This is a genomic window from Exiguobacterium sp. BMC-KP (genome assembly GCF_001275385.1).
Classification (GTDB): Bacteria; Bacillota; Bacilli; order Exiguobacteriales; family Exiguobacteriaceae; genus Exiguobacterium_A.
The window spans coordinates 339,748-363,975 of sequence record NZ_LGIW01000015.1 but is presented as its reverse complement, the minus strand read 5'-3'; the positions used below and the strand labels follow the sequence as shown (position 1 = coordinate 363,975).

Below are 24,228 nucleotides of genomic sequence, written 5' to 3'. Positions count from 1 at the left end.
GTCTAAATTGATCCAACTTACATGGATTTTGTAATTAACTTAATGTTTTTCGAGAAATATTCAACACCTGAGTAGATCGTCAGGATCAGAGCAAGCCACATCGTAATATCTGCAAATGGAATATTCCACATTGCAAAGATAATATCATGTAACAAGTAGGCTGTGATCGATGTTAACTGGACCCATGTCTTTGCTTTCCCAGAGTTTCCGGCAGCAAGAACGATTCCCTCGTCAGAAGCGACGAGACGAAGACCTGTGACAGCAAACTCTCGACAGAGAATGATGACGACGATCCATGCTGCAACGAATCCAAGTTCTACAAGATAGACGAGCGCAGCAGCGACCAACATCTTATCCGCTAGTGGATCCATGAATTTTCCAAAGTTCGTTACTAATTTTTGTTTACGAGCGATATAGCCATCAAGCCAGTCCGTTAAAGACGCAATCAAAAAGATAATAGCAGCAACGAAGTGTGAGACAGGAAGTTCAGCTCCCAACACGTCCCACTGTCCCCAGTTCGGATCAATCGCAAGTACGATGACGAACACGGGAATTAATAAAACGCGTAATACTGTCAATTGATTCGGTAAGTTCATGTAACGCCCTCCTCCTTCATTTCATATGTAGATGATCATGTCATCTAAAAGAAGGCACGCCGAATTACGGCGTGTCAACTTTCTTCAAATAGATGTTTTGGACGAGAAGCGAACGGTTCAGTTTTAGTTCTTGGTCATTGACGACAATTTTATCAATCCCTTTAATCGAACCGATCCGGATCCGGATCAAGTCCGTCTTCGCGTCCTTCACGACGATCGGATTTGGATCCGAAGCGTTGATGTGATCTGGCGCAAGTGCTTTTCCTTCAAGTGATGTATCACGTACACCAACGAATGGGGATGGAGATGCGTTCTTCTTGATTTGAATCGAGACATTCATCGTATCCTTCGTCGCGACTTCATAAGTGACATCTTGACCAGATGTCGACTTCACAGCGAGTGCCTCTTTTTTAGGTTCTTCTTTTGTTTCTTCCTGCTTCGCCGGTTCTTCCTTTGGCTCTTCCTCAGTCTTCGCAGGCGCATCCGTTTCTTTACTCGGTGCGTCTCCTTGATCAATCGTCACATCATTTTGCTTCGGCTCGGACGTTTTCGCCTCTTCGTTACCGTCGAGGAACGTCTGCAAACCATAATACAGAGCAGCACCGATTGCAAAGATCAGCACGATAATGATGATGTTCGGAATCCAACGTTTCGCAACACTTTTTTTAGGAGCACTAGATTTCGAATACGTTGCTCGTCTAGATAGTTCGACGACCGGCTGCGCTTCCGGTTCCGGAAGGTCACGCTTGTAGGTCGTAAACACTTCATCAACGTCAAGACCGAGTGCTTCCGCATATGTCTTGATGAAGGCCCGGGCATAGAACGCACCCGGTAATTGATCGTAATTGCCTTCTTCAATCGCGACGATGTAACGCTTTTGAATCTTCGTCGTCGTTTGAATTTGTTCGAGAGAGACACCAAGTGCCTCCCGTTGTTCTTTTAAGTAGGTTCCGAGCTCGGTCATCGGTAACACACCTTCCATTTTTCATACTTATTCAAAGTTGAACCAATCATTTCCACCATGGGAACGAGGCAGTTCAGTCACAATGATTTCTTCAGTCGTGTTGCGTAATTCAATGATGTAATCAAAATCATCCCACGTATACTCACTTGATTTAACGAAAGCGTCCGGATGCTCGACGATCTTCGTCGCCGGTAGTCGCATAACTTCGCGCAGAATTTGCCAGTGCCGTTCATCGAAATTTCGTTGCGATACTAACGCATCGATGATATAGACATAATCACCGGTCCGCTCGTCGTCGAACAACGATGTTCGAACCGTCTGTTTGATTAACGTCGATGAAAGGAACAGCCATTTCTTATTCGCACTGACGCTTGCTGCGACGATTGATTCGGTCTTCCCTACGCGCGGCATACCACGGACACCAATTAACAAGTGACCATCCTGTTTGCACAGCTCTGCCATGAAATCGACGAGAATCCCTAAGTCTTCTCGAACGAATCGGAACGTCTTTCGTTCATCACTACTTTGATCGATATAACGACCGTGTCGAATCGCGATCCGATCACGGAGTTTTGGTTTTCGTAGTTTGATGACATCGATGGTTGACATCGTCTTGAGAATAGCGGCGAGTCGTGGAATTTGATCCGGTTGTTTCGTTTGCAGTAACATACCACGTCGTTGATGATCGACACCATTGATCGTCACAATCGAAATATGCAACATTCCCATCAACGAAGCAATGTCCCCGAGTATACCGGGACGGTTGACCTTTAATTCATATTCGAGATACCATTGCTCGAACTCACTCACGCGCCCATCCTCCTCTATCGATACGATTATCCATTCCTCATGTTAAATGATTTTTTGAAAAATGAAAAGCATTCCTGAACTGAAATTCCAATGCTTACATCCATGCACCATCTATTTTGAGGATGGCTCCCGACACATAACTCGATTCTGGTTGCACTAAGTAATGGATTGCAGAAGCAACTTCCTCCGCTTTGCCAAATCGTCCGGCAGGAATTTCGGCGATCGCCTCTACCTTTTCTTCATCAGAAAAAATTGCGTTCATCGGGGTATCGATCCATCCCGGTGTGATCGCATTGATACGTCCATGCATCGGTCCAAGTTCCTTACTGTATGCTTTGACGAATCCAAGTTGTGCCGCCTTACAGGTTGAATAGGCAACTTCACCCGCGACACCTTGTTCGCCTAACACACTACTGATGACGACGATCGCTAGCTGCGACGTGAAAGGTTTCGTCCGTGTCACCGTTTGGCTGATCCGCATCAAGGCATCGACATGGATTTTCCAAAGCTCCTGCATCGACGTTGCCGATTGATCAAGTAACAAACCACTGTAACTCGTACCAGCACAATGGACGAAAGCATCAACGACGGGTAACATCGTACAGAATGCCTGCAAGTCATTTTCATCTGCTAAGTTCGCAACTAAAATTCGATGTTCCCCCGGCCACTCCTCTATCATCCGTTCCAAAACCGCTTGCTGTCGATACGTCTGAAGCACCAAATCATGTCCGGCGACAGCGAGTTGTTTCGCTGCTGCAAGACCAATGGCGCCACTCGCACCAGTAATGAGGATTCGCATCACGCGTACGGTTTGACGATGGAAATCGCTCGATTTTCAATGGCGAACAACTCGTCGAAACGGGCTTCAATCTCTTCTTTCGTAATCGACGCAATCATTGTCGGAAGCGTGAATAGATTCGTACCAGCAAGCGCGTGACGCGAGAACTGGTTCGCGATGAACTCTGGCGAATTCAAGGCGCGGAGGAATTTCCCTTGCATCATGTTCCGCTTACGTGTGACTTCGTCTTCCGTAAAGTCAGGACGTGTTTGAAGAAGTGTCTCATAGGCGTTAATGAATTTATTTGGATCTTCCGTCTCCATCCCGAACGTTGCAAATGCAAACTCTTCTTCACTCGAGTAATCAAAGCTGAATGTATCATCAATCAGCCCATCTTCATACAGCTCTAAATAGGTCGATGATGTCTGATCGAACAGCAAGTGCAATAGCAATTCACTCGTCAACTCCCGGCGGACTTGTGCTTCACCGCGAAGTGATTCGTCTTTATAGCCAATCAATACTTTAGGTGTCTTGACGTCGAGTTCAAGTTCAAAACGTGGACGATGCACCCCATGCGGTTCTTGACCATAATCTCGCTCGATTGCTGGACGATCCGTGTAGTCTTTCTTTGCTTGATTCGCTTTGATCAATGCAAGTGTCTCTTCCGGGTCGATGTTTCCGACGACGAACAACACCATGTTCGATGGATGATAGAACGTACGGTAGCATGTGTAGAGATCATCGGCTGTGATTTGATTGATTGATTCCGGTGTTCCCGCGATATCAATCCGGACTGGATGCGATGCATACATCGATTCAATCAAACCAAAGAACAAACGCCAGCCTGGATTATCTTGATACATCTGGATTTCCTGCGTAATAATTCCCTTCTCTTTCTCAACGCTTTCCGGCGTGAAGTACGGATCTTGTACGAAATCAATCAACGTCTCAAGATTTTGTTCGATCAATGACGTCGCTGAGAATAGATACGCTGTCCGTGAGAACGATGTAAAGGCGTTTGCTGAGGCACCGAGGCGACCGAACTCTTGGAAGACGTCTCCTTTTTCTGATTCGAACATTTTATGCTCAAGGAAATGGGCGATTCCATCCGGTACCGTGACCCATTCTTCTCCTTTTTTGAATCGCTGATCAATTGAACCATAACGGGTCGTAAACGTCGCATACGTCTTTTCGTAGCCTTTTTTTTGCAACAAGTAGACGGACAGCCCGTTATCGAGCTGCTCGTGATATACCGTTTCGTCTGTATCGTGATAAGTCAGTTGTTCCATCATGCTTCACCTCGCAATAGATATACGGCATCAAGATCGATTGCCGCTGCCAATCGAACGACGTCTTCACGCGTCGCCGTCTCGATGATCTGGATCTCATCTTCAAGTGTCAGTCCACGCATCTTCGAACCATTCAACCAACCAATCAACTGGCCTGGTTGATCAAGGATTTGACGACGCGCATTAATTAACATTGCTTTCGTTTGTGTCAATTCTTCATCCGTGAACTGTCCTGCCTTCAAATCAACAAGTTGCTCTAAGATGATTTTTTCAGCACGTTCCGCTTCTTTCGTGTCGACCCCGGCATAGACGTAGAGTGCACTATTCAATGCCGCATAACGTGAAGCGGCGTAATAGGCGAGACTCTCTTTTTCACGGACATTCATGAACAACTTCGAGTGCGGGAAACCACCGAACAGACCGTTAACGATTTGCATACGGATTGAATCGGCAGATGTTGGATCGACCGCTACTCGATACCCGAGATGTAATTTGCCTTGTTTGATCGGTTGCGTTTCACTTGATCGTTTCACGCCATTGACTGTTTTTTGTGCAGGAATATAATGACTGATTTTTTCCGAGTGCGACGGCAAGAAAGATAGCGCATCTTCCATTTCGTCTTGCGTCACCTGTCCGACGACGAAGACATCAATCCGATCATCCTCAATCATCGAACGGTATGTATCACGCAAAGATGATGGGGTGATGCGCTCTAGCTCTTCGAGTGTTCCAAGAGATGGCAGTGATACGGCTTCACCTGGCGCCATCAATTCGAGAAGACGCTGTTGGGCGTAGCGCATCTTATCGTCATACAGTGAACTGATCCGTAACGCATGGAGTCGCTTTTCTTGTTTGACGAACTGTTCGCGGAAGCCACCTTCCGTCAAGTCCGGATAAAGCACCATCTGCTCTAACAACTCGAGTGCTTCTTTTAATAACGACGGATGATGGACGAGCTCTCCCCGTACGACATCAAGTTGGAATGAAATGACGTGCTCTTCTCCGAACTTCGATGCGTCCGCATAAAGACCGGCATCATATAGTGTTTCAAGTGGTTCACGTAACGCTTTCATCGACGGATAAGCAGCTGTCGATTTTTCCATGATGTACGGTAAAATCGCACGGCTTGTTAATGTCTTCGCTTCGAGCGGTGCTGAAAACGTGACAAGGATCGTCGTTGTCTTGAATTTATCGGTCGGAACGAGGTGGAAGCTCGTTCCTTCTTTTTTCCATGTGCTAAATGACTGGCTCATTACTCTCCATCCTTTCGTTTGAACACATGCGCACTGCGGACGTATTCAATATCTGCTTTTTGTTTAACCGCATTTTCATAGCGGGCTGCTGTAAAGAAGAAATCACTGAGTCGGTTGATGAACGGCAATAAGTGTGCCGCCTGAGGAACGTCGATCATCGAACGTTCGACGCGACGACAGACCGTCCGTGCCACATGCAACGTTGCAGCTGCTTCCGTTCCGCCTGGTAAGATGAATTTATCGAGTGGTGGCGATAACTCTGTCAAACTGTCGATCCAACTTTCTAAATCGACTGTCGCTTCTTGGCTTAATCGTGATGGTCGTGGTTCGACATACATCAAATCACTACCACAGTCGAATAAGGCATGTTGAATGACCGTCAATTGCTCTCGCACCTCGATCGATGATGCTTTCGTCCGAGCAAGTCCGACGAAGCTATTCAATTCGTCGAGTTCTCCCATCAAACTGATCAAACGATCATTTTTTTTGACCCTTCCACCAACGAGAGATGTTTCTCCTTCATCGCCAGATTTCGTGTAAATTTTCATTTTTCATTCACTCCTATAGCGAAAGGAAGCGACTCATAATGTTCGCTTCCTTTGTTTTTTTGGTAATCGGATTCGGAAAGTCGCTCCTTCTCCTAAGCGGCTGTCGACTTCGACTTCTCCGCCGTGAGCACGGACGACGTTCGCAACGATCGCTAAACCGATTCCTGTACCGGTCTTTCCGCGCGTCCGCGCCTTGTCCGCCTTATAGAAACGATCAAAGACAAATGGTAAGTCTTCTTCCGGAATCCCGTCACCCGAATCAATGACGGATAATGTAATGTTTTCCCTATCTTCGTCAATCTTAATCTTGATTTCACCGTTCTCCGTATAACGAAGGGCGTTACCGAGAAGATTCGTCATGACTTGTTCCATCTGATCCGGATCGGCGTCAAACTCAACGTTCGGACCAGCAACAGAGAACGTAACCTGCTTGTCTCGTCCCATCTGTTTGAATTTCTTGATGACTCGCTGTGCGAAAGAGACAGCTTCAACGGCTTCAATCCGTAACTCTTGATATCCCGCTTCCATCCGCGCAAGATCGAGTAAATCATTGACAAGACGTGACAGCCGTTGTGATTCATCGTAAATGATCGAAGCGAATTCCTTCGTCGCCTCATCACTCTCGGTCATTCCGTCGACAATCGCTTCCGAATACCCTTGCAACATGACAAGTGGCGTCCGCAATTCATGACTGACATTCGCAACGAAATCGGCACGCATCTTTTCGAGTTGTTGTGCTTCCGTCATATCACGTAAGACTGCGACTGCTCCGATTTGTTCTTCTTGTTCAAGCAACGGACTGACGATGATGATGTAAAAGCGTCCTTCACGCTCGAAGGATACCGTCATCTCCGTCTCTTCCTGCATGACCGTCTGGAATAGTTCGATCAGTTCGTCTGGAACCGGAGAACCTGCAAGGAATGCCTCTGCCGGTGGATTCGTCGCGAGGAGCTCACCTGATTTCGAGAACGTCAACACCCCGTCTGCCATACAGCGCAGAATCGAGGAAAGTAAATGCCGTTCCTTATCAAGATCCGTGACGTATTGATTGAGTTGGCTACTCATCTCGTTAAAAGCAAGTGCCAAGTCACCAATCTCATCGCGTGATCGCTGCGTCAGACTTTGATCGAATTTCCCCTCACCCGCCTCAACGACAGCTTGTCGAATCGTCCGCAGTGGTGCCGTGATCCGTGTCGAGAGGAAGAAGGCGAAGACTGTCGTCCCAATGATCGCTAATAGAACACAGAGTTGAATAATTTGACGTGCGCCTTCATTCGCTTGTTCGATGTTCGTCAATTGTTCGATCAGGTAGATCGTTCCATTGCCACTATCCGTAATGAGCGGTGCCCGGTACGCGAGTGCCGCCTTTCCATCAAAAGTCTCATAGTTCCCGATGGCCGTCTCGCCCTCTTCACCATCAATTGCTTTCCAGTTCTGCCGTTCAAGTTCCTTGATGATCCGGTTGGCTTTCGCTTGTGAGATGTTTGCTTCGACAGAATCGTCTTGGGTCTTCGCGATCAGTGTCGCGCCGTAAATATCGGTGATTTCAACAGCGGTACTCGATCCTTCCTCGATTCCGGAGTGCGCTTGAAAGACGGTCTCGACTTGTTGCCCAAGCTTTGCGAGGTGCCCTCGCTCTTGCTCGATATGAAACGAGTTAAAAAATTCAAGCAACAAGATCGTCAAGGCGATCAAGACGACTGAAACGAGTAACAAAATCGTTCCCCATAATTTGATGACAACACTTTGCAACCATTTCATCGTCAGGATGGACTATTCTCGAACTTATATCCGACACCCCAGACCGTCGTGATCATTTGAGCAGCGTTCGGTGACAAACGATTCAATTTTTCACGCAGACGTTTGACGTGCGTATCGACCGTCCGAAGATCTCCGAAAAATTCATAGTTCCAGACTTCCTTGAGTAGTTGTTCGCGCGAGAATACCTTATCCGTCTGTTTCGCCAAGAAATACAGCAGTTCGTATTCCTTTGGTGTTAAGTTGACTTCTTGGGACTCGACCGTCACGCGGTGTGCATCATTATCAATTGTTAAGTGCGGGAAGACGATGACATCTTTTGTCTTCGCATCCGTATGGAGGAATTTCGTCGCACTTGCTCGACGAAGGATCGCTTTGACGCGCAAAACGACTTCACGTGGACTGAATGGTTTGACGATATAATCATCTGCCCCCATCTCAAACCCGTGAACACGGTTCGTCTCTTCGCCTTTTGCCGTCAACATAACGACAGGCGTTGCTTTTGTTTTCCGCAGTTCTTCACAAACTTGCATCCCGTCCATCTTTGGCATCATCAAGTCGAGGAGAATGACATCGTATTCTGTCTCAAGCGCCATTTCAAGCGCCGTCTCTCCATTGTCTGCTTCCTCGATCGTGAAATTTTCCCGCTCCAGATACATCTTCAACAGGCGACGAATCCGTTCTTCATCGTCGACGACTAAAATACGTGCTTCTTCTGACATGCTGTCTCCTCCTATGAACTAAACTCTACTCCTCTATCCTACTACTCTTTTAGTATACTATGAAACGAAAAGAATGGCTTGCTCTGGCTGATTTCTCCGAAAAGAGGCATATTGATGAAACAAATACGAAAAAGCAGCGGACTGTTTTCAGAGCCGCTGCTTTCTTTTTCTTATGCGTAAGAGTGTAATCCTGCTACGACAAGGTTAACGAAAACGAGGTTGAACATGATGACGGCAAATCCACCGACACATAACCACGCTGATTTTTTACCAATCCAACCACGCTGGATGCGCATATGGAGATAGAATACATAGAAGAGCATCGTGATGAGTGCCCAAACCTCTTTCGGGTCCCAGCCCCAATAACGACTCCATGCCATTTGAGCCCAAATCATCGCGAAGATCAGACCGCCAAGAATGAAAATCGGAAGACCGATTGCAATCGAACGGTAGCTAATCTCATCTGCTGTTTCAAGGTCAATTTTACGTGCAATCGGCTTTAAGCTCTCAGCAAGACGTTTCCGTAAGATGACGAAACGAAGCAGGACGTATAAGACAACACCACCAATGATTGACCATAGAACCGTATTGACTTTGTTCGCGTTCAAGAAGTTCGGTAATTCGATGACGGCACCTGAACCCGATAGTACTTTTCCACCTTCAGGACCTGTCAAGACAGGCATCGTATAGTCGTGCGTCATCGTTGCACCATTTTTCGCCACGTATTCAATCGTCGAAGCCGATCCCGTCGCTTTGAACAACAGACCGACTAAGATATAACCGACGACACAAGCGAGTGAGAACATAACGACTTCAAGCCACGTCCGTGTTTTCGATTCTTTGCTGAAATCCGTTGCGTGAATCAAGTACAACAATCCTGTCGCGAAACTGACGGCAAGGATTCCTTCACCGAGTGCAGCTGTCGTAACGTGGATTTTGAGCCAGACACTTTGAAGTGCCGGAATCAATGGTTGGACTTCATCCGGGAACATCGACGCATAGGCGATGACGAGCAATGCAACTGGCATTGCAATTAAGCCGAGGACATTGTTTTTGTAAATTGCATAGACGATCAAGAACCCTAGAACCATCATCATGCCAAAGAATGTCGTGTATTCATATAAGTTCGAGACCGGAACATGTCCAGCTCCTGCCCAGCGTGTAAAGAAATATCCAAGCTGTGCCAGGAAGCCAATGATCGCTAGCGTATAAGCGATCTTACCAGAACGTGTCGGTCCTTTTTTACCACTCGTCGCCACAGCAAAAAATCCTGTACTGACGAGGTAGACGATGAATGACGTTAGGAGCAGATTACTGCTCAACTGAAGCATGTTCATTTAGCTTCCCCCTCTTCCCGCAACTTTTGTCGGTCCTCAAGTTCTGGTAGACCAACTTCCGTCAGCGCGAGATTGGCTTCTTTTTGAAGCCCTAATGCATTTTTGTTCGTAAATCCAGCAATCTGAATGCGACCATTTTTCTCTCGTAACCAGAGACGACGGTGCGGCCAGTACATACCAATTAAGAGACCGACCATAAAGATCATGCCACCCGCAAATAAGAACGGGAGCGTCAAGTCCTTCTTGATTCGGACACCTGAGATGTTCGAGAGTTCCGTACCAGCAAATGCCATCTTGTACTGGTTCTCATCTCCACCGACGTTCAGTTTAATCCCAATCAAGCTACGTTCACCTTTTGGATGTTCTGGTGATTTAATACTGAAGACGAATGCCGGATTAACCGGACGTCCCGAGTTCGTCGTCGGTTGTCCATCCTTGACAACGAAGTCAGGAAGGAAATCTTTCAGTTCGACTTCATAACCATCTTTTAACGCATATGTCTCTTTTGGTTCACGTAAGTCGACTTTGATCGTATCGACGACTTTATCCGTCTTTTGGTTGACGATGTTAAATGACATCGTCTTGAATTCCGGATCTGCTGCATATTGCTCTTGGAAGACTTGGAAATCATCAAATTCAAACGGTTTGTTGACTGCTGTCTCACCCGTTTTGACTTCTTCGAGTTTCGGTTTGAAATTAGATGTCTCCCCGACTTTTTTATACAGCGTCATCTTCGTGTCATAGTTTTTCGGCACGTTTCCGCCCGCTGCTTCAAGTGATTTCTTAAACTTCGCATCGACCTTTTCAGGGTCGTAGAACTCGATGTTGAACGCTTCGTTTTTCAAGTAATATGTGTTGTCTGTTGCTTCGATTGGTAATGTCTCTCCTTCTCGCAACCAGAGCAGCTCATCTTCATGCATGCCTGGAACGATTCGTAACATTGCACCACCAAAGAATAGTACGAGACCAATATGATTGATGTATGGACCCCAACGTCCAAACCGTTGTTTTTCAGCTAAGAGTGCTCCGTCTTGTCGACGTACCTTGTACCCTTTTTTCTCAAGCAATGGTGCAATCGCATCAATTGTTTTGACATCTCCAGTCGCTTCCGCGCCAAATCGCTGACCGTTCATGAAACGGTCCGACTGGATGACCGGCTGTTTCTTCAATGCTCGATAGAGCGGGAAGAAGCGGTCGATTGAAACAATGATGATTGATAAGAGTAAGAGTGTAATCAGTCCGATATACCACCAAGATTCAAAGAGATTGTGGAATCCTAACGTGTAGTAGATATCACCTGCTGTGCCATACTCTTTTTGATAAAACTCTTCCGGTGGTGTCGCCTGTGGAATATACATCTCTTGCGGGAAAATCGTTCCGACTCCACTCGCGATGATGATCAAACCAATTAACCAGAGTCCAACTTTGACGGACGAGAAGAACGTCCATGCCCGGTCAATCCAAGATGGATTTTTACGTTTCGACCGAAGCTCTGCTTCCTCGTAACGCATATCCAGTTGTTTGAAATTTTCTTGCTCCTGCATCCTTAAATCCCCCTTCGATGCGTTACTCGTTCGCCTTCTTCACCATCTCTTCGAGCTTCGCTTGATCAATCTCACCTTCGTATTTCTCGACGACCTCACCTTTTTTATTGATGATGAATGTCACAGGCAAGTTGTATATCCCGTAAGCCTTCTCAACAGAACTGTTCGTATCCATGAGGATCGGATAGTCCGTTCCGCCGATATCCTTAATAAAGCTTGAGACACGAACTGGTGTTTCACCGACATTGACTGCTACGAAATTGACACCTTGGTCTTGCATCATTTTGTAGTTATCATTGATCAAAGGCATCTCTTTCTTACATGGTTCACAGAATGTTCCCCAGAAATTGAGTAAAAGTCCTTTTCCTTTATACTCGTCCATTGAGTGCTGTTTCTCACCATATAAATCGACGAGTGCGAAACCAGGGGCATCATCGCCTGCCATGACACGACCGTTTTTATCACGTGTCGCTTGATCGACGAATTGCATGATGACGACAGCGCCGGCGAACAAGACCATCGTCATGATCATCAGACGCCAGAAAGAGCGTTTCTTCTTTTTCTGCTGGGCCGCTGCTAAGCGTTCTTCCGGATTTTGTTTCGTTTTTTTCATATTTTACCGCCTCCACCCATATTGTACTTGAAATCGCTTAAACGTTGACAAAATGTGAAATTCGTTAATCGTTTTGTCACAAAAAAAGAAAACTCAACCCGGAGGATGAGCTTCTCGCTTTACAAATTAACGTTTTTTTGTGTTCTTACGTCTTTTCGTAGGCGGAGCGGCTGGATCCGCTAGCTCACGCAATTGATTGACTTCTTTTTTTGAAAGTTCACGCCACTCACCAGAAGTAAGACCTGCAAGTGTCAAGAAGCCGAACTGTTCACGTTTCAACTTCAAGACTTCCGAACCGAGTGTCTCGACCATCTGACGCACTTGACGGTTATGCCCTTCGTAAATGACCATTTCAAGAATGGCTGTGTTTTTCTTCTTATCGATGTCACGCATCTCGACACGTGCCTTACCTGTTTTAAAACCATCCGGTAGGACGACGCCTTTTTCTAGACCTTTGACGTGATAGTATTCCGGTACGCCTTTAATCTTGACGATATAACGTTTTGGAACCTTATACTTCGGATGAAGCAAGAGATTTGAGAATTCTCCGTCGTTCGTCATTAATAGAAGACCGCTCGTATTGTAATCCAGACGACCGACCGGGAAAACACGGTGTCCAGGTGGTACGAGATCGACGACCGTCTTACGTCCTTTATCGTCGTCAACCGTTGAAACAACACCTGTTGGTTTATAGAGCATGTAGTAAACATGCTCTTCACGCTCAAGCTTGACGCCGTCTACTTCCACTTCAGCACGCGCTCCAACTTTCGTTCCGAGCTCCGTGATGACTTTTCCATTGACCTTGACGCGACCTTCTGTGATCAATTCCTCTGCTTTACGCCGCGAAGCGACACCTGCTTGTGCGATAATTTTTTGTAACCGTTCCATTAATTCACTCTCTCCTCTAATGAAGGATCATTTCGGAAGAAGAGATCCCCATCCGACTCAAACGTTTCTTCAAACTCGAGTGGTGGTAACTCTTCAATACTGTTCAGACCAAAATGGTCCAAGAAATGATCCGTCGTTTTATACAATTTTGCGCGACCGACGCCTTTGGCACGTCCCGCTTCTTCAATCAAACCTTTTGCACTTAACGTATGGATGACGCGTTCCGTCTTGACGCCACGGACGACCTCGATGTCGGCACGCGTGACGGGTTGTTTATAGGCGATGATGACGAGTGTCTCCATCGCCGCTCGAGACAAGGAGTCTTCTGCCAGCGAACCGGCATATGCCTGAATGTACGGTGACATTTCTTTTCGTGTCACCATCTTAAAGACACCACCTGATTCCACGATTTGGAGCACACGTTGCTCTGCTTCGAACGTCGACTGAAGAGCCAGCAACTGCTCACGCGCTGCCGCTTCACTGATCTCTAACGCTTGACTGAGACCACGTGGATCGATGCCATCATCACCAACGACGAATAACAGGCTCTCAATGATATGTTCATACGCCAATCTGACTCTCCTCCTTCACCATGCTCCGCAACAAAATGTCATCGGTCATCTGTTCACAATCAATGACACGTTGCTTCACGAGTTCTAGGACGGCGAGGAAGCTGACGACCAGCTCTTCGACTGTCGGTTGCTCCGCAAAAAAGCCGAAGAATGTCGTACGTTCCCGGGTCGCGACGTAACGAGCGACGGACTCCATTTGTTGTTCAAGCGACCGTTCTTCTCGTTTGACCGTCTTCGAGCGACGTACCTTCCAAGCTTCCCGTTGGCGCATTTTTTCATAGGCGCGTAATAAATCACTTAATGATAACGTACCATTATACTCTTGCGCATCCGTATCGAGATAACGCATCAAATCCTCCGGTTGTTTCGAGAACAGTTCAAGCCGCGCCTCTTCCTTTTCTTTTAGGACGAGGGCTGCTTCCTTATACGCTTTATACTCGATCAACTGTTGGATCAGACCTTCTCGTGTCGGTTCTTCTTCGAAATCGGGAATCTCATCGTATTCCGTCTGTTCAATCGGCAAGAGTTGTTTGCTTTTGAGTTGCAACAGCGTCGCTGCCATGACAAGATATTCACTAGCAACATCTAATTCAAGATGTTGCATTGCACGGATATAGGACACATATTGATCCGTCACCATGGAAACGGATATATCATAAATATCGATTTCTAATTTACCAACCAAGTGTAACAGCAAGTCCAGCGGGCCTTCAAACGCATCCATCTTTACACTGTATGATTCCATGATTCTCCCTGCCCATCAACGTTTTTTGCGCCTTAGTATACCATACAACTGATAGGTTCGACTATGTTATATTCCAAGTAAGAGGTGATTCCATGAATCCGATTGAGCGATTCGTATTTGAATTCAACATCCGGCACGATTACTTCGAGTGCCATGAAATCTTAGAAGAAGTTTGGCAGGAAGGACAACGCCAGGATGAAGCACTTGTCGGTCTAATCCAGCTCGCCGTTGCCCGCTATCATCATCGACGTGGTAACCAAGCAGGTGCACAGCGGACGTACAGTAAGGCATTCGATAAAATTGAACGCCACCGAGCAGCACTAATTGCTTCTGGTATCGATGCCACGCGCTTGCTCGATCATCGCGATCGCTTCACAGATCCGGTCTACCGTCATATTCCGTTGCCGGTTTTTCCAGATATCGTTCGGAACGTTGCCCTTGAAGCGACAGCACCTGATCTCGACTACGTAACACATAAACACCGCTTGCGTGACCGGACGGACGTCGTTACGGCACGACAAGAAGCGCTACAAAACCGAAGAGACCGGTCCATCTAAGCCATGGACCGGTCTTTTTATTGATTTTTCCATTTGTCGACGAGGCGTTGCGTCTCTTCGGTCGCACCTGTAATATCCGTTCGAAGCAACTTTGCTGCTTCATCGAGTAAGAGATACGACATGCGTTCTCCTCGGAAAGACGGTGATAATGCGATATGTTTCAATTCAGCATGGCCATCCATCAATTGAAACCCGATGACACCAACGAAATCCTCATCTTGTTTGTACAAATACAAGCGTTGGTCTTCTTCCTGTTCATAGGCTTGAACCGTTTCAAGCAAATACTTCGGATCCTTCACTTCGCACGAGAAGGCAATCAGCCCCATCGCGGTCCGTTCATTCAACTTCTTATATTTTACTAGCATGTGATTCTACACCTTCCTAATTTCAACAACTCTCAGGAGTATGAACGACTGAGACTCATTCATTCTACACCTTCTCACACAGAATTACTGCATTTTTTTCATAATCCACCCAAAATGCAGGAGTCCGTCACCTGACGTCCCCCTGCATCTGAATCATGCTTGTTCTTCCATCACTTGGATGAAGGCACGCATGTAGTCCGGTAAATCGGGCGGACGACGGCTCGAGACGATATGTCCGTCAACGACGACTGCCTCGTCATGCCAAATAGCGCCAGCATTCGTCATATCATCTTTGATCCCTGGCGTACTCGTGACGTTGACACCTTTTAAGATGCCTGCAGAGATCAGCACCCAACCAGCATGACAAATTTGACCGATCGGTTGTTTGTTCTGATTAAAATGCCGGACCATATTCAGGACAGAGTCAAAGCGACGTAATAGATCGGGCGACCAACCACCCGGAACAAGGATCGCATCGTATTCGGCTGGATTGATCTCGTCAAACGTCTTATTCGATTTGATCGGAACACCGTACTTCCCAATATATGTCTCATCCGCCTTCTCACCGACGATGTCGACGATTGCCCCTTCTTCACGTAAGCGATGGACAGGATACCATAATTCCAAATCCTCGAAGTCATTGCTGACGACTTGGATGATTCGTTTTCCTTCTAAACGCATGACGAACACTCCTTTTCGAGTTAACTTCCCTTACTGATTGTACCCGGATCTAAAAAAAGAAAAACTCCTCTTCGAACGTTCGAAGAGGAGCAAGAACTTACGCTTCGACGCGGATTTCTTTGATGCCAGCGCCTTGCTTCATTTTTTGTGCATGTTCGAGACCTGAAGTCACTTGTCCGAAGACCGTGTGTACGCCATCGAGATGCGGTTGTGGCTCATGTACGATGAAGAACTGGCTTGATCCTGTATCGCGACCAGCGTGTGCCATCGAGAGTGAACCGGCTTTGTGTTTGTGTGGGTACGATGTTGACGTTTCGCAAGGAATTGTTTTTCCTGAACCGCCTGTACCGTTTCCGATTGGGCATCCGCCTTGTGAGACGAAGCCTGGGATGACACGGTGGAAGTTTAATCCATCGTAGAAGTTCGAGTTTGCAAGGCTTTCGAAGTTTTCAGTCGTGATCGGTGCTTCATTGTTGAACAATTCGAATTCGATTTTATTTCCATCTTCTAATAAGATATGACCAGTTTTTTGCATGTTTGACCAACCTTTCGTGCTTTTCAGCAAGAGATTCGTCACGATTCAAGATCGTGATTCCATGGTACAGTGTACCAAATTTCAGGACGTCGTGCAGACCTTTTTACTCGACGGCCGCTTCTAAAATATCGAGTGTGACCGAATCCGTCGCTTCGACATGAATCCGTACTCCATTCGCAAGTGTCGCAACAGGATCCGTATGTCCGAAGTCTGCATCAAGAATGATTGGGAAATCATAGCCACGCGTTGCGCGCAGAATAATGTCTTTGAGCGGAAAATCGGGATCAAAATCGACTTTGCGCGGGAAACGTCCAACGACAAGTGCTGCAATCTTGTCATATGCACCCATGTGTCGTAATTGCGTGAAATACCGGTCGATTGTTTCCGGCGTCTCACTCTCGTCATCCTCAAGCATCAAGACGACACCATCAAATGATGGCAAGTATGGTGTTCCAGCAAGCAGCAAAAGTGTTCCCGTGTTCCCCGTTAAAATCGGTCCTTCTGCGACGCCCGTCTTGACGATCGTGTATCCTGCATTCGGGTGATGCTCTCGTCTTCGGTCGTCCGCGACATCCCAGCGTAAGATTTCGTCCGTCCACTCTTCAGACGCTTCGATCCGACCGATTGGTTCCGTCTGCATGAACGTACGATTAAACGACTCTTCCGTATACGGATCAAGACCATCGAATTGACCGAACTGTGTCAGTAGCGCTGGTCCAACGAAAGTTGTCAGTCCCGTCTTCTGATAGATGCCAGCAAACAGCGCTGTGATGTCACTGAATCCGACGAAAATCTTCGGGTTGTTCCGAATCAACTCATAATCAAGTTCGTCGAGCAACTGGTGCGAGTTAAACCCACCGATCGTTGAGATGATTGCCTTGATTGTTGGGTCGGCAAACGCCATATGTAAGTCCTGCAGACGTTCGCCGATCGTTCCTGCCGTATGACTATGGACAGCTGTTGCATTCGGCATCAAGACGACCTCGAACCCCATTTTTTCAAGTGTCGCGATACCGCGTGCGAGACGACGTGGCACGTATGCCGCAACTGCAGACGCAGGTGAGACGATAGCAATCTTATCCCCTTTTCGTAGACGTGGTGGTTTCATGAAAGTTCCCCCTTTTTCATTACAAGTATTTCCAGTATAACAAATCGAACAAAAAGCGCACACTCCCGCTTTTTCAGTTCACTTTATAACGTCACGAATAACGAATTTCCGTTCTCCAGTAATTCACCCTTTTTTGAAACATAGTCTACCTTGACCGTCATATGCCGAAGGATTTTTTGTTCACGCAACGACTTCACCCACTCTTTAATTCGTGTTTTGTCCTGTTCATGTCGTTTACGATGGACATCAATTAAGATTGTCGGTGCCACTTCAGCACGTAAATAAGCGTTCGGATCAAAACGCGCGTCACCAAGTTGCTGGACCTCTTCGTTATCATATAAAACGTGTACGTCTAATTCATCATCAGTATTTTCAAGCGTAGGCGGCATGATACGTTGTTCTAACTGATCTTCCCAAAGTGACGCATGATACGAATCAACGAATGTACCCGACTCTTCAGTCTGATAGATTAAAAACTCTGTATTCGTTTTCTTGTCAACAGCTTGTGCTGCATAGTCAAATGAAAAATTCCCCATACTATCGTAAACACTACCGGTCACTTGCGCTTCTGAAAGGTACTTCTGCTTTTTTAAGTAAATATTAGCTTCGTTTTTTATTTTCGTCTCTTTTTCTGCGTCTGGATTCGTACTTTGCCAAAAGGCAAAGACCAGTATGACCATTCCACATCCGATGACTCCAACTAGACTAGCAATTACGATGAACCAACGTTTCATACGATCGCCCCTCTGCTCATATCCATATTTTTACACTTTTGATTTTATCACAAAAAAAGAGTAGCGGACGAAGTCCACTACTCAGATATTACTTATCGGATGGATTACTGGATGACAGCGTGAACGAGCGGACGTGCTTCCGGTTTCGTTTCACTGATGTGATACGCGTGATCCATTTTTTCGATTGCTTGGTCGAGCGTTTCTTTGTTTGAACGAAGCGTAGCGATGACATCGCCGATTTCGACACGATCGCCGACTTTTTTGTGTAACGTGACGCTTGCTGCGTGATCGATCTCATCTGCTTTCGTCGCGCGTCCTGCACCGAGGATCATTGCTGCAACACCGACTTCGTCAGCGATGATTTCAGAGACGTAACCCGCTTTTGAAGCGACGAATGTTTTTTCGTATTTTGTTTCAAGTGCTTTTGTCATGTCGTCAACGAGTGAAGCGTCGCCACCTTGAGCTGCGATGAACTTCTTGAAGACGTCAAGTGCTGCGCCGTTACCGAGACGTGTTTCGAGATCCGCATATGCTTCATCGAACGTCGGGTAGAACTCACCGAGGACTGCCATGTGTGAAGCAATCGTCAATGCGATGACTTTCAAGTCACGGACATCTTTCCCTTGAAGGACTTCAATCGCTTCCTTGACTTCATTTGCGTTTCCGATTTCAAAGCCGAGCGGCTGATCCATGTCCGTAATGACAGCAACTGTCTTACGATTGACACTCTTACCGATTGAGACCATCTCTGTCGCGAGTGCTTTTGCATCTTCAAACGATTTCATGAAAGCACCAGAACCCGTCTTAACGTCGAGTACGATACTATCTGCTCCTGCTGCGATTTTTTTCGACATGATTGAACTTGCAATCAATGGGATCGAGTTTACTGTCGCCGTAACATCACGAAGCGCGTAGAGTTTTTTGTCTGCAGGCGTCAAGTTACCTGTTTGACCGATGATCGCCATCTTGATGTCGTTGACTTGTGAGACGAATGCTTCTTCTGAAAGTTCAACGTCAAAACCAGGGAACGCTTCAAGTTTGTCGATTGTTCCACCAGTGTGACCGAGTCCACGACCGCTCATCTTCGCCACCGGAATGCCGATTGACGCAACGAGTGGTGCAACAATCAGACTGATTTTATCACCAACACCGCCTGTTGAGTGTTTGTCGACTTTTTTCCCGTGGATACGTGAAAGGTCGATCACGTCACCCGAGTTGACCATCGCCATCGTCAAATCAGCGATTTCACGATCTGACATTCCTTGATAGAAAATCGCCATCGACATCGCTGACATTTGATAATCTGGAATTTCACCATTCGTGAATCCTTCTACCATTGCTTGAATATCAGCTGTTGCGAGTTCGCCACCGTCTCGTTTTGTTGCAATCAAATCTACCATACGCATAATCTAGTTCCTCCTCAGGAATGGTTTGTGAGTTTTAAAAACAGTCGTTACATTTTTTTAATCGAACCGCGAACGAGTGATAGGAAGTGTGCCCGGACACGTTCTGTCGTTTCGATGACTTCATCATGATGTAACGGTTGATCGAGAATACCTGCTGCCATGTTCGAGACACACGAAATCCCAAGGACGCGCATATCTGAATGACGGGCAACGATGACTTCAGGGACCGTCGACATACCGACGACGTCTCCTCCAAGCATCCGCGCCATCTTGACTTCTGCTGGTGTCTCATACGTTGGACCTGTGTTTCCGAAGTAGACACCTTGGCGGACACGAATACCGAGTTCGTCCGCTGTTTCTTGTGCGAGACGAAGTAATTCCGCATCGTACGGCTTCGACATGTCAGGGAAACGTGGTCCCATCTCGTCGACGTTCTTACCAATCAACGGATTCGTACCGAAGAAGTTGATGTGATCCGTGATCAACATCAAATCACCTGGTTCGAATGCTTCGTTACATGCACCGGCTGCGTTCGTGACGATCAACGTTTCAACACCAATCGCTTTCATGACGCGTACTGGGAACGTCACCATATCCATCGAGTATCCTTCATAGAAGTGGAATCGTCCTTGCATCGCAACGACTTGTTTTCCTTCGAGTGTTCCGAAGACGAGTTGTCCAGCGTGTCCTTCGACTGTTGAAACCGGGAAGTTCGGGATTTCATGGTATGGAATCGCGATTGGGTTTTCAATCTCATCCGCGAGGACACCAAGTCCTGAACCGAGAATCAATCCGATTTCCGGTTTTGCCTGCATTTTGCTTTCTAAAAATGAACGTGTTTCATTCCAGTTGACTGTCATCTGAATCGCTCCCTCGAATTATAGTTCTGTTAAAAAGCTTGTTCCATGTGCCGGCATTTTGACGCCGAAGTTTTCTGCAACCGTTGCCCCAAGATCAGCGAACGTCTCACGGATACCAAGCGATTTTGCGACACCGTTCTTGTGATAAGCAAGCAACGGTACGTATTCCCGCGTATGGTCCGTTCCAGCGTGAACCGGATCGTTTCCGTGGTCAGCCGTGATGATCAAGAGATCGTCTTCGTTTAAACGATCAAATACTTCCGGTAGACGGGCATCGAACTCTTCGAGCGCTTGTCCGTATCCTTGTGGATCACGACGGTGTCCGAACAACGCATCGAAATCGACGAGATTCAAGAAGCAGAGTCCGTTGAACTCACGATCGAGTTGCGTCACGAGTTGATCCATCCCGTCCATGTTCGATTTCGTCCGAATCGCATCCGTGACACCTTCTCCATCATAGATATCAGCGATCTTACCGAGCGAGATAACATCAAGTCCTGCTGTCTCGAGCTCATTCATGACCGTCCGGTCGAATGGTTTGAGTGCATAGTCGTGACGGTTCGCTGTCCGTACCCACGCACCTGCTTCACCAAGGAATGGGCGTGCAATGATGCGTCCGAGCATGTACGGGTCATCTCGCGTGATGTCGCGTGCATATTCACAAATCCGGTACAGTTCCTCTAGTGGAACGACTTCTTCGTGTGCTGCAATCTGAAGGACGGAGTCTGCCGACGTATAGACGATCAATGCGCCCGTCTCGACATGTTCTTGTCCAAGTTCGTCTAAGATTTCCGTACCAGAAGCCGGCTTATTCCCGATGATCTTCCGTCCTGAGAACTCTTCTAAACGATGAATCAAATCATCCGGGAATTTCTCAAAGACACGGAATGGTGTATCGATCCGCAGTCCCATGATCTCCCAGTGTCCTGTCATCGTATCTTTCCCTGCAGATACTTCCTGCATTTTTCCGTATGCCGCAAGCGGTGCTTCTTCAGCCGAAACGCCTTCGATCGGTTCGATATGCGATAGACCGAGTTTTGCCATATTCGGCATCTGTAATCCGTTACGCTCTCGCGCGATGTGACCGAGCGTATGTGAACCAAGATCTCCGAATTGTTCAGCGTCCGGTGCTTCTCCGATTCCTACGGAGTCCATGACAACTAAAAATACACGTTTAAATGATTGAGCCATTTGCAGTTCCTCCTATTACGAGCTGTAGTTGTGCGATTCCCGTTACGATTTTTCCCGTAAAGGGACTAGACAAAACGCATCATTTGTCTGAAGTCAGACCTTTAAAAGATAGAACCATCATGCCCGTGGATGATGCTTCTTATACACGTCATGGAGTCGTGCCTTGTTGACGTGTGTATACATTTGTGTCGTCGACAAATCGGCGTGCCCAAGCATCTCTTGCACGACACGTAAGTCTGCACCGTTCTCAAGCAGATGTGTCGCGAACGAATGACGCAGGACGTGCGGCGTGATGTCTTTCTCGATACCGGCTTCCTTTGCCCGTCGCTTGATCATCTTCCAAAAACCTTGTCGTGACAAACGATCGCCGCGACTGTTCAAGAAGACGTCGTCCGTCTGTTGACCACCGATACTGTTGCGCGCGAGATCGAGATATACCCGTACGTTTTCAATCGCTGTCGTACTCATCGGGATGATACGGGACTTGTTCCCTTTCCCGAGACATGACAGGTACCCTAGTTCGAGTTGCAAATCGTTTAACTTCAATTGGAGGAGTTCGCTGACGCGCATCCCTGTTCCATAAAGAAGCTCAAGCATTGCTGCATCTCGTCGCGTAAGCGGATCGACACCGACGACCGAATCAAGCAAGCGTTCGACGTCCGTTTGACTCCAGACGACGGGCAATTTTTTCTCCGGTTTCGGTAAATCAAGATGACGAGACGGATCATGCGTCGCAAGTCTCTCTTCGACCAAATATTGATGGAACGAACGAATTGAGCTTGTCGCCCGACGAACCGTCGATCGTGACTTTCGTGCTTCAAGCAATCGTTCAATATGGTCGACGATATGATGTCGGTGAACCTGTTCGAACGAGGAAACCTCCGCTGTTTCAAGCGTCTGTAAGTATTGATTTAAATCATTTCGATACGCAGCTGCCGTATTCGCGGACATTTGCCGTTCAATCACTAAATAGTTGATAAATGCTTCCAGTTGTTCACGCACTGAACTCATCCTCTTCGTTTACGAAATCGCTTACTTTCCCATCATATCAAAGGTGTAAACCGTTGTGAAGAGGTCTGACCTATAAAAATTGAAAAAGAAAAACCATCCGAATTTTGTCGGACGGTCAGACTGTTTGTGTTTGTGATTGTTCCAACGCTTCCCGAGCGTGACGCTCTTGGCAGACACGGCAGACGCCATGGAATGTCAAGCGATGATCCTTAATTTTAAAGTGGAATCGGGACACGATTTCTTTCTCTACTTCTTCAAGCATATCGTCTAAAATCTCTTCGACGGATCCGCATTCGATACAGACGAGATGGTGATGCGAATGACTCGCACCTTCTTGTCGTAAATCAAACCGGGATACGCCATCTCCGAAGTTGACCTTGTCGACGACTTCGAGCTCCGTCAATAATTCGAGCGTCCGGTAAACCGTCGCAAGTCCGATGTCGGAGTTCTTTTCTTTTACAAGGAGAAAGACATTTTCGGCACTGAGGTGATCCGACTCATGTTCGAGCAGGACACGCACAGTCGCTTCACGTTGGGGAGTCAGCTTATATCCTTTACCGCTTAGCTGTTTTTTGATGCGTTCTACACGACTTTCCATCATAACGCCCCCTTTGTTCGAACTGATGCTATTATCATAGCTGATAATCAGTCTTTTTTCAAATTAAAATGATTATCAACTGAAAATCATTTAAATGAGAATTATTTTAAAGTACGGATTTGCCAATGCTGAATCGCCATGATCGTCTTCGCGTCAACAATCGTCCCATCTGCAACAAGTTCGAGCGCCTCTTCAAGCTTTAATGTCTTATTCTCAAGAAACTCATCTTCATCGAGTTGACGATCGCCGGCAGTGAGATCAATCGCTTCATAAATATGTACGCGTTCACTACAAAAACCGGGCGCTCCGTAAAAATCAAAGACATGTCGTAACTCTTTCGCTACGTATCCTGTTTCTTCCTTTAATTCCCGTCCGGCACAATCGAGTGGATCTTCACCTTTCTCAAGTTTGCCTGCTGGTATCTCAATCGATAGACTTTCGAATGCTTTTCGGTACTGTTCAACGACGATCAGATCGCCTTGTTCATCAAAAGCGATGATCGCGACGGCCCCATTATGATAGACCAGTTCACGGACGGACGTATTGCCGTTTGGTAACGTGACGACATGTTTCTCGACATCAAAGACTTTCCCTTCATAGATCACTTCACGTTCAATCGTTTTTTCTTCCATCATGTGTGGCCCCTCTTCTATCCTAGTTTACGTTCTCTGTCATGATTAGTATGCCGTTTCCGACGTATTGCCGCAAGACTTCGAAACCGTCTTTTTCATCAGATATGATACACTAGAATGCAGAAGTTCCAAA

The 24,228-nt window shown here is 46.8% G+C and carries 27 protein-coding genes; 1 reads left to right on the top strand and 26 read right to left on the bottom strand.

All coding sequences use genetic code 11. The features are described from left to right. Nucleotides 1–17: 17 nt before the first annotated feature. From pgsA to ADM98_RS07305, 15 genes are all read right to left on the bottom strand, one after another. A complete protein-coding gene (gene pgsA, locus ADM98_RS07375) occupies nt 18–596 on the bottom strand; it encodes a CDP-diacylglycerol--glycerol-3-phosphate 3-phosphatidyltransferase (protein ID WP_053452905.1) in 579 nt (192 codons plus the stop codon). Between the two features lie 64 nt (nt 597–660). Then, nucleotides 661–1,560 (bottom strand): helix-turn-helix domain-containing protein, encoded by a 900-nt coding sequence (locus tag ADM98_RS07370; RefSeq protein ID WP_053454502.1) that lies wholly within the window; start codon nt 1,558–1,560, stop codon nt 661–663. A 27-nt stretch (nt 1,561–1,587) separates the two neighbouring features. Next, nucleotides 1,588–2,370: a DUF3388 domain-containing protein gene (locus tag ADM98_RS07365; protein ID WP_053452904.1), complete on the bottom strand. Its 783-nt coding sequence runs from the start codon at nt 2,368–2,370 to the stop codon at nt 1,588–1,590. Between the two features lie 94 nt (nt 2,371–2,464). Next, a complete protein-coding gene (gene ymfI / locus ADM98_RS07360) occupies nt 2,465–3,169 on the bottom strand; it encodes an elongation factor P 5-aminopentanone reductase (RefSeq protein WP_053452903.1) in 705 nt (234 codons plus the stop codon). Next, on the bottom strand, nt 3,169–4,440 hold the full coding sequence (yfmH, locus tag ADM98_RS07355) for an EF-P 5-aminopentanol modification-associated protein YfmH (RefSeq protein ID WP_235504847.1): 1,272 nt from the start codon (nt 4,438–4,440) through the stop codon (nt 3,169–3,171). Before yfmH ends, ymfI begins: the two co-directional genes overlap by 1 nt. Further along, nucleotides 4,437–5,690: an EF-P 5-aminopentanol modification-associated protein YfmF gene (yfmF, locus tag ADM98_RS07350; RefSeq protein ID WP_053452901.1), complete on the bottom strand. Its 1,254-nt coding sequence runs from the start codon at nt 5,688–5,690 to the stop codon at nt 4,437–4,439. The genes yfmH and yfmF overlap by 4 nt, the downstream gene beginning before the upstream one ends. Then, entirely contained in the window at nt 5,690–6,238 is a 549-nt protein-coding gene (locus ADM98_RS07345) for a cob(I)yrinic acid a,c-diamide adenosyltransferase (protein ID WP_053452900.1), read from the bottom strand. Before ADM98_RS07345 ends, yfmF begins: the two co-directional genes overlap by 1 nt. Nucleotides 6,239–6,271: 33 nt before the next feature. Beyond that, nucleotides 6,272–7,999, bottom strand: coding sequence for an ATP-binding protein (locus tag ADM98_RS07340; protein WP_053452899.1), 1,728 nt, complete (start codon nt 7,997–7,999; stop codon nt 6,272–6,274). A gap of 2 nt (nt 8,000–8,001) precedes the next feature. Continuing rightward, the gene (locus ADM98_RS07335) at nt 8,002–8,718 is read right to left on the bottom strand and encodes a response regulator transcription factor (protein WP_053452898.1); all 717 of its coding nucleotides are present in this window, start codon (nt 8,716–8,718) and stop codon (nt 8,002–8,004) included. Nucleotides 8,719–8,888: 170 nt separating this feature from the next. Then, nucleotides 8,889–10,055, bottom strand: coding sequence for a c-type cytochrome biogenesis protein CcsB (ccsB, locus tag ADM98_RS07330; protein WP_053452897.1), 1,167 nt, complete (start codon nt 10,053–10,055; stop codon nt 8,889–8,891). Continuing rightward, on the bottom strand, nt 10,052–11,599 hold the full coding sequence (gene resB, locus ADM98_RS07325) for a cytochrome c biogenesis protein ResB (protein WP_053452896.1): 1,548 nt from the start codon (nt 11,597–11,599) through the stop codon (nt 10,052–10,054). The genes ccsB and resB overlap by 4 nt, the downstream gene beginning before the upstream one ends. A gap of 22 nt (nt 11,600–11,621) precedes the next feature. Further along, nucleotides 11,622–12,212, bottom strand: coding sequence for a redoxin domain-containing protein (locus ADM98_RS07320; protein ID WP_053452895.1), 591 nt, complete (start codon nt 12,210–12,212; stop codon nt 11,622–11,624). 126 nt (nt 12,213–12,338) lie between these two features. Beyond that, entirely contained in the window at nt 12,339–13,100 is a 762-nt protein-coding gene (locus ADM98_RS07315) for a pseudouridine synthase (protein WP_053452894.1), read from the bottom strand. Beyond that, nucleotides 13,100–13,672 carry an SMC-Scp complex subunit ScpB gene (gene scpB, locus ADM98_RS07310; protein WP_053452893.1) on the bottom strand — a complete coding sequence of 191 codons (573 nt, stop codon included), beginning with the start codon at nt 13,670–13,672 and terminating at the stop codon, nt 13,100–13,102. Before scpB ends, ADM98_RS07315 begins: the two co-directional genes overlap by 1 nt. Then, a complete protein-coding gene (locus tag ADM98_RS07305; protein ID WP_023467686.1) occupies nt 13,662–14,417 on the bottom strand; it encodes a segregation/condensation protein A in 756 nt (251 codons plus the stop codon). Before ADM98_RS07305 ends, scpB begins: the two co-directional genes overlap by 11 nt. A gap of 92 nt (nt 14,418–14,509) precedes the next feature. On the opposite strand from ADM98_RS07305, the gene ADM98_RS07300 reads away from it, so the two are divergent. Then, nucleotides 14,510–14,974: a DUF309 domain-containing protein gene (locus ADM98_RS07300; RefSeq protein WP_053452892.1), complete on the top strand. Its 465-nt coding sequence runs from the start codon at nt 14,510–14,512 to the stop codon at nt 14,972–14,974. A gap of 17 nt (nt 14,975–14,991) precedes the next feature. Here the strand turns inward: ADM98_RS07300 and ADM98_RS07295 are convergent, their stop codons facing one another. From ADM98_RS07295 to ADM98_RS07245, 11 genes are all read right to left on the bottom strand, one after another. Further along, complete coding sequence (locus ADM98_RS07295) at nt 14,992–15,318, bottom strand: GNAT family N-acetyltransferase (protein ID WP_235147629.1); 327 nt, start codon at nt 15,316–15,318, stop codon at nt 14,992–14,994. Nucleotides 15,319–15,492: 174 nt separating this feature from the next. Then, entirely contained in the window at nt 15,493–16,020 is a 528-nt protein-coding gene (locus tag ADM98_RS07290) for a type 1 glutamine amidotransferase domain-containing protein (protein ID WP_053452891.1), read from the bottom strand. Between the two features lie 97 nt (nt 16,021–16,117). Then, entirely contained in the window at nt 16,118–16,555 is a 438-nt protein-coding gene (locus ADM98_RS07285; protein WP_053452890.1) for a peptidylprolyl isomerase, read from the bottom strand. 103 nt (nt 16,556–16,658) lie between these two features. Further along, nucleotides 16,659–17,663 carry a S66 family peptidase gene (locus ADM98_RS07280; protein WP_053452889.1) on the bottom strand — a complete coding sequence of 335 codons (1,005 nt, stop codon included), beginning with the start codon at nt 17,661–17,663 and terminating at the stop codon, nt 16,659–16,661. An 83-nt stretch (nt 17,664–17,746) separates the two neighbouring features. Then, a complete protein-coding gene (locus tag ADM98_RS07275; RefSeq protein ID WP_053452888.1) occupies nt 17,747–18,397 on the bottom strand; it encodes a hypothetical protein in 651 nt (216 codons plus the stop codon). A 104-nt stretch (nt 18,398–18,501) separates the two neighbouring features. After that, the gene (locus ADM98_RS07270; protein WP_053452887.1) at nt 18,502–19,803 is read right to left on the bottom strand and encodes a pyrimidine-nucleoside phosphorylase; all 1,302 of its coding nucleotides are present in this window, start codon (nt 19,801–19,803) and stop codon (nt 18,502–18,504) included. Nucleotides 19,804–19,850: 47 nt separating this feature from the next. Beyond that, nucleotides 19,851–20,663, bottom strand: a complete 813-nt coding sequence (locus tag ADM98_RS07265) for a purine-nucleoside phosphorylase (RefSeq protein ID WP_029341181.1) — start codon at nt 20,661–20,663, stop codon at nt 19,851–19,853. A gap of 18 nt (nt 20,664–20,681) precedes the next feature. Then, complete coding sequence (gene deoB, locus ADM98_RS07260; RefSeq protein ID WP_053452886.1) at nt 20,682–21,854, bottom strand: phosphopentomutase; 1,173 nt, start codon at nt 21,852–21,854, stop codon at nt 20,682–20,684. A 117-nt stretch (nt 21,855–21,971) separates the two neighbouring features. Then, entirely contained in the window at nt 21,972–22,856 is an 885-nt protein-coding gene (gene xerD, locus ADM98_RS07255; RefSeq protein WP_053452885.1) for a site-specific tyrosine recombinase XerD, read from the bottom strand. Between the two features lie 124 nt (nt 22,857–22,980). Further along, a complete protein-coding gene (fur, locus tag ADM98_RS07250) occupies nt 22,981–23,463 on the bottom strand; it encodes a ferric iron uptake transcriptional regulator (RefSeq protein WP_023467675.1) in 483 nt (160 codons plus the stop codon). Between the two features lie 101 nt (nt 23,464–23,564). Then, a complete protein-coding gene (locus ADM98_RS07245; protein ID WP_082318585.1) occupies nt 23,565–24,095 on the bottom strand; it encodes an NUDIX domain-containing protein in 531 nt (176 codons plus the stop codon). Nucleotides 24,096–24,228: the final 133 nt, after the last annotated feature.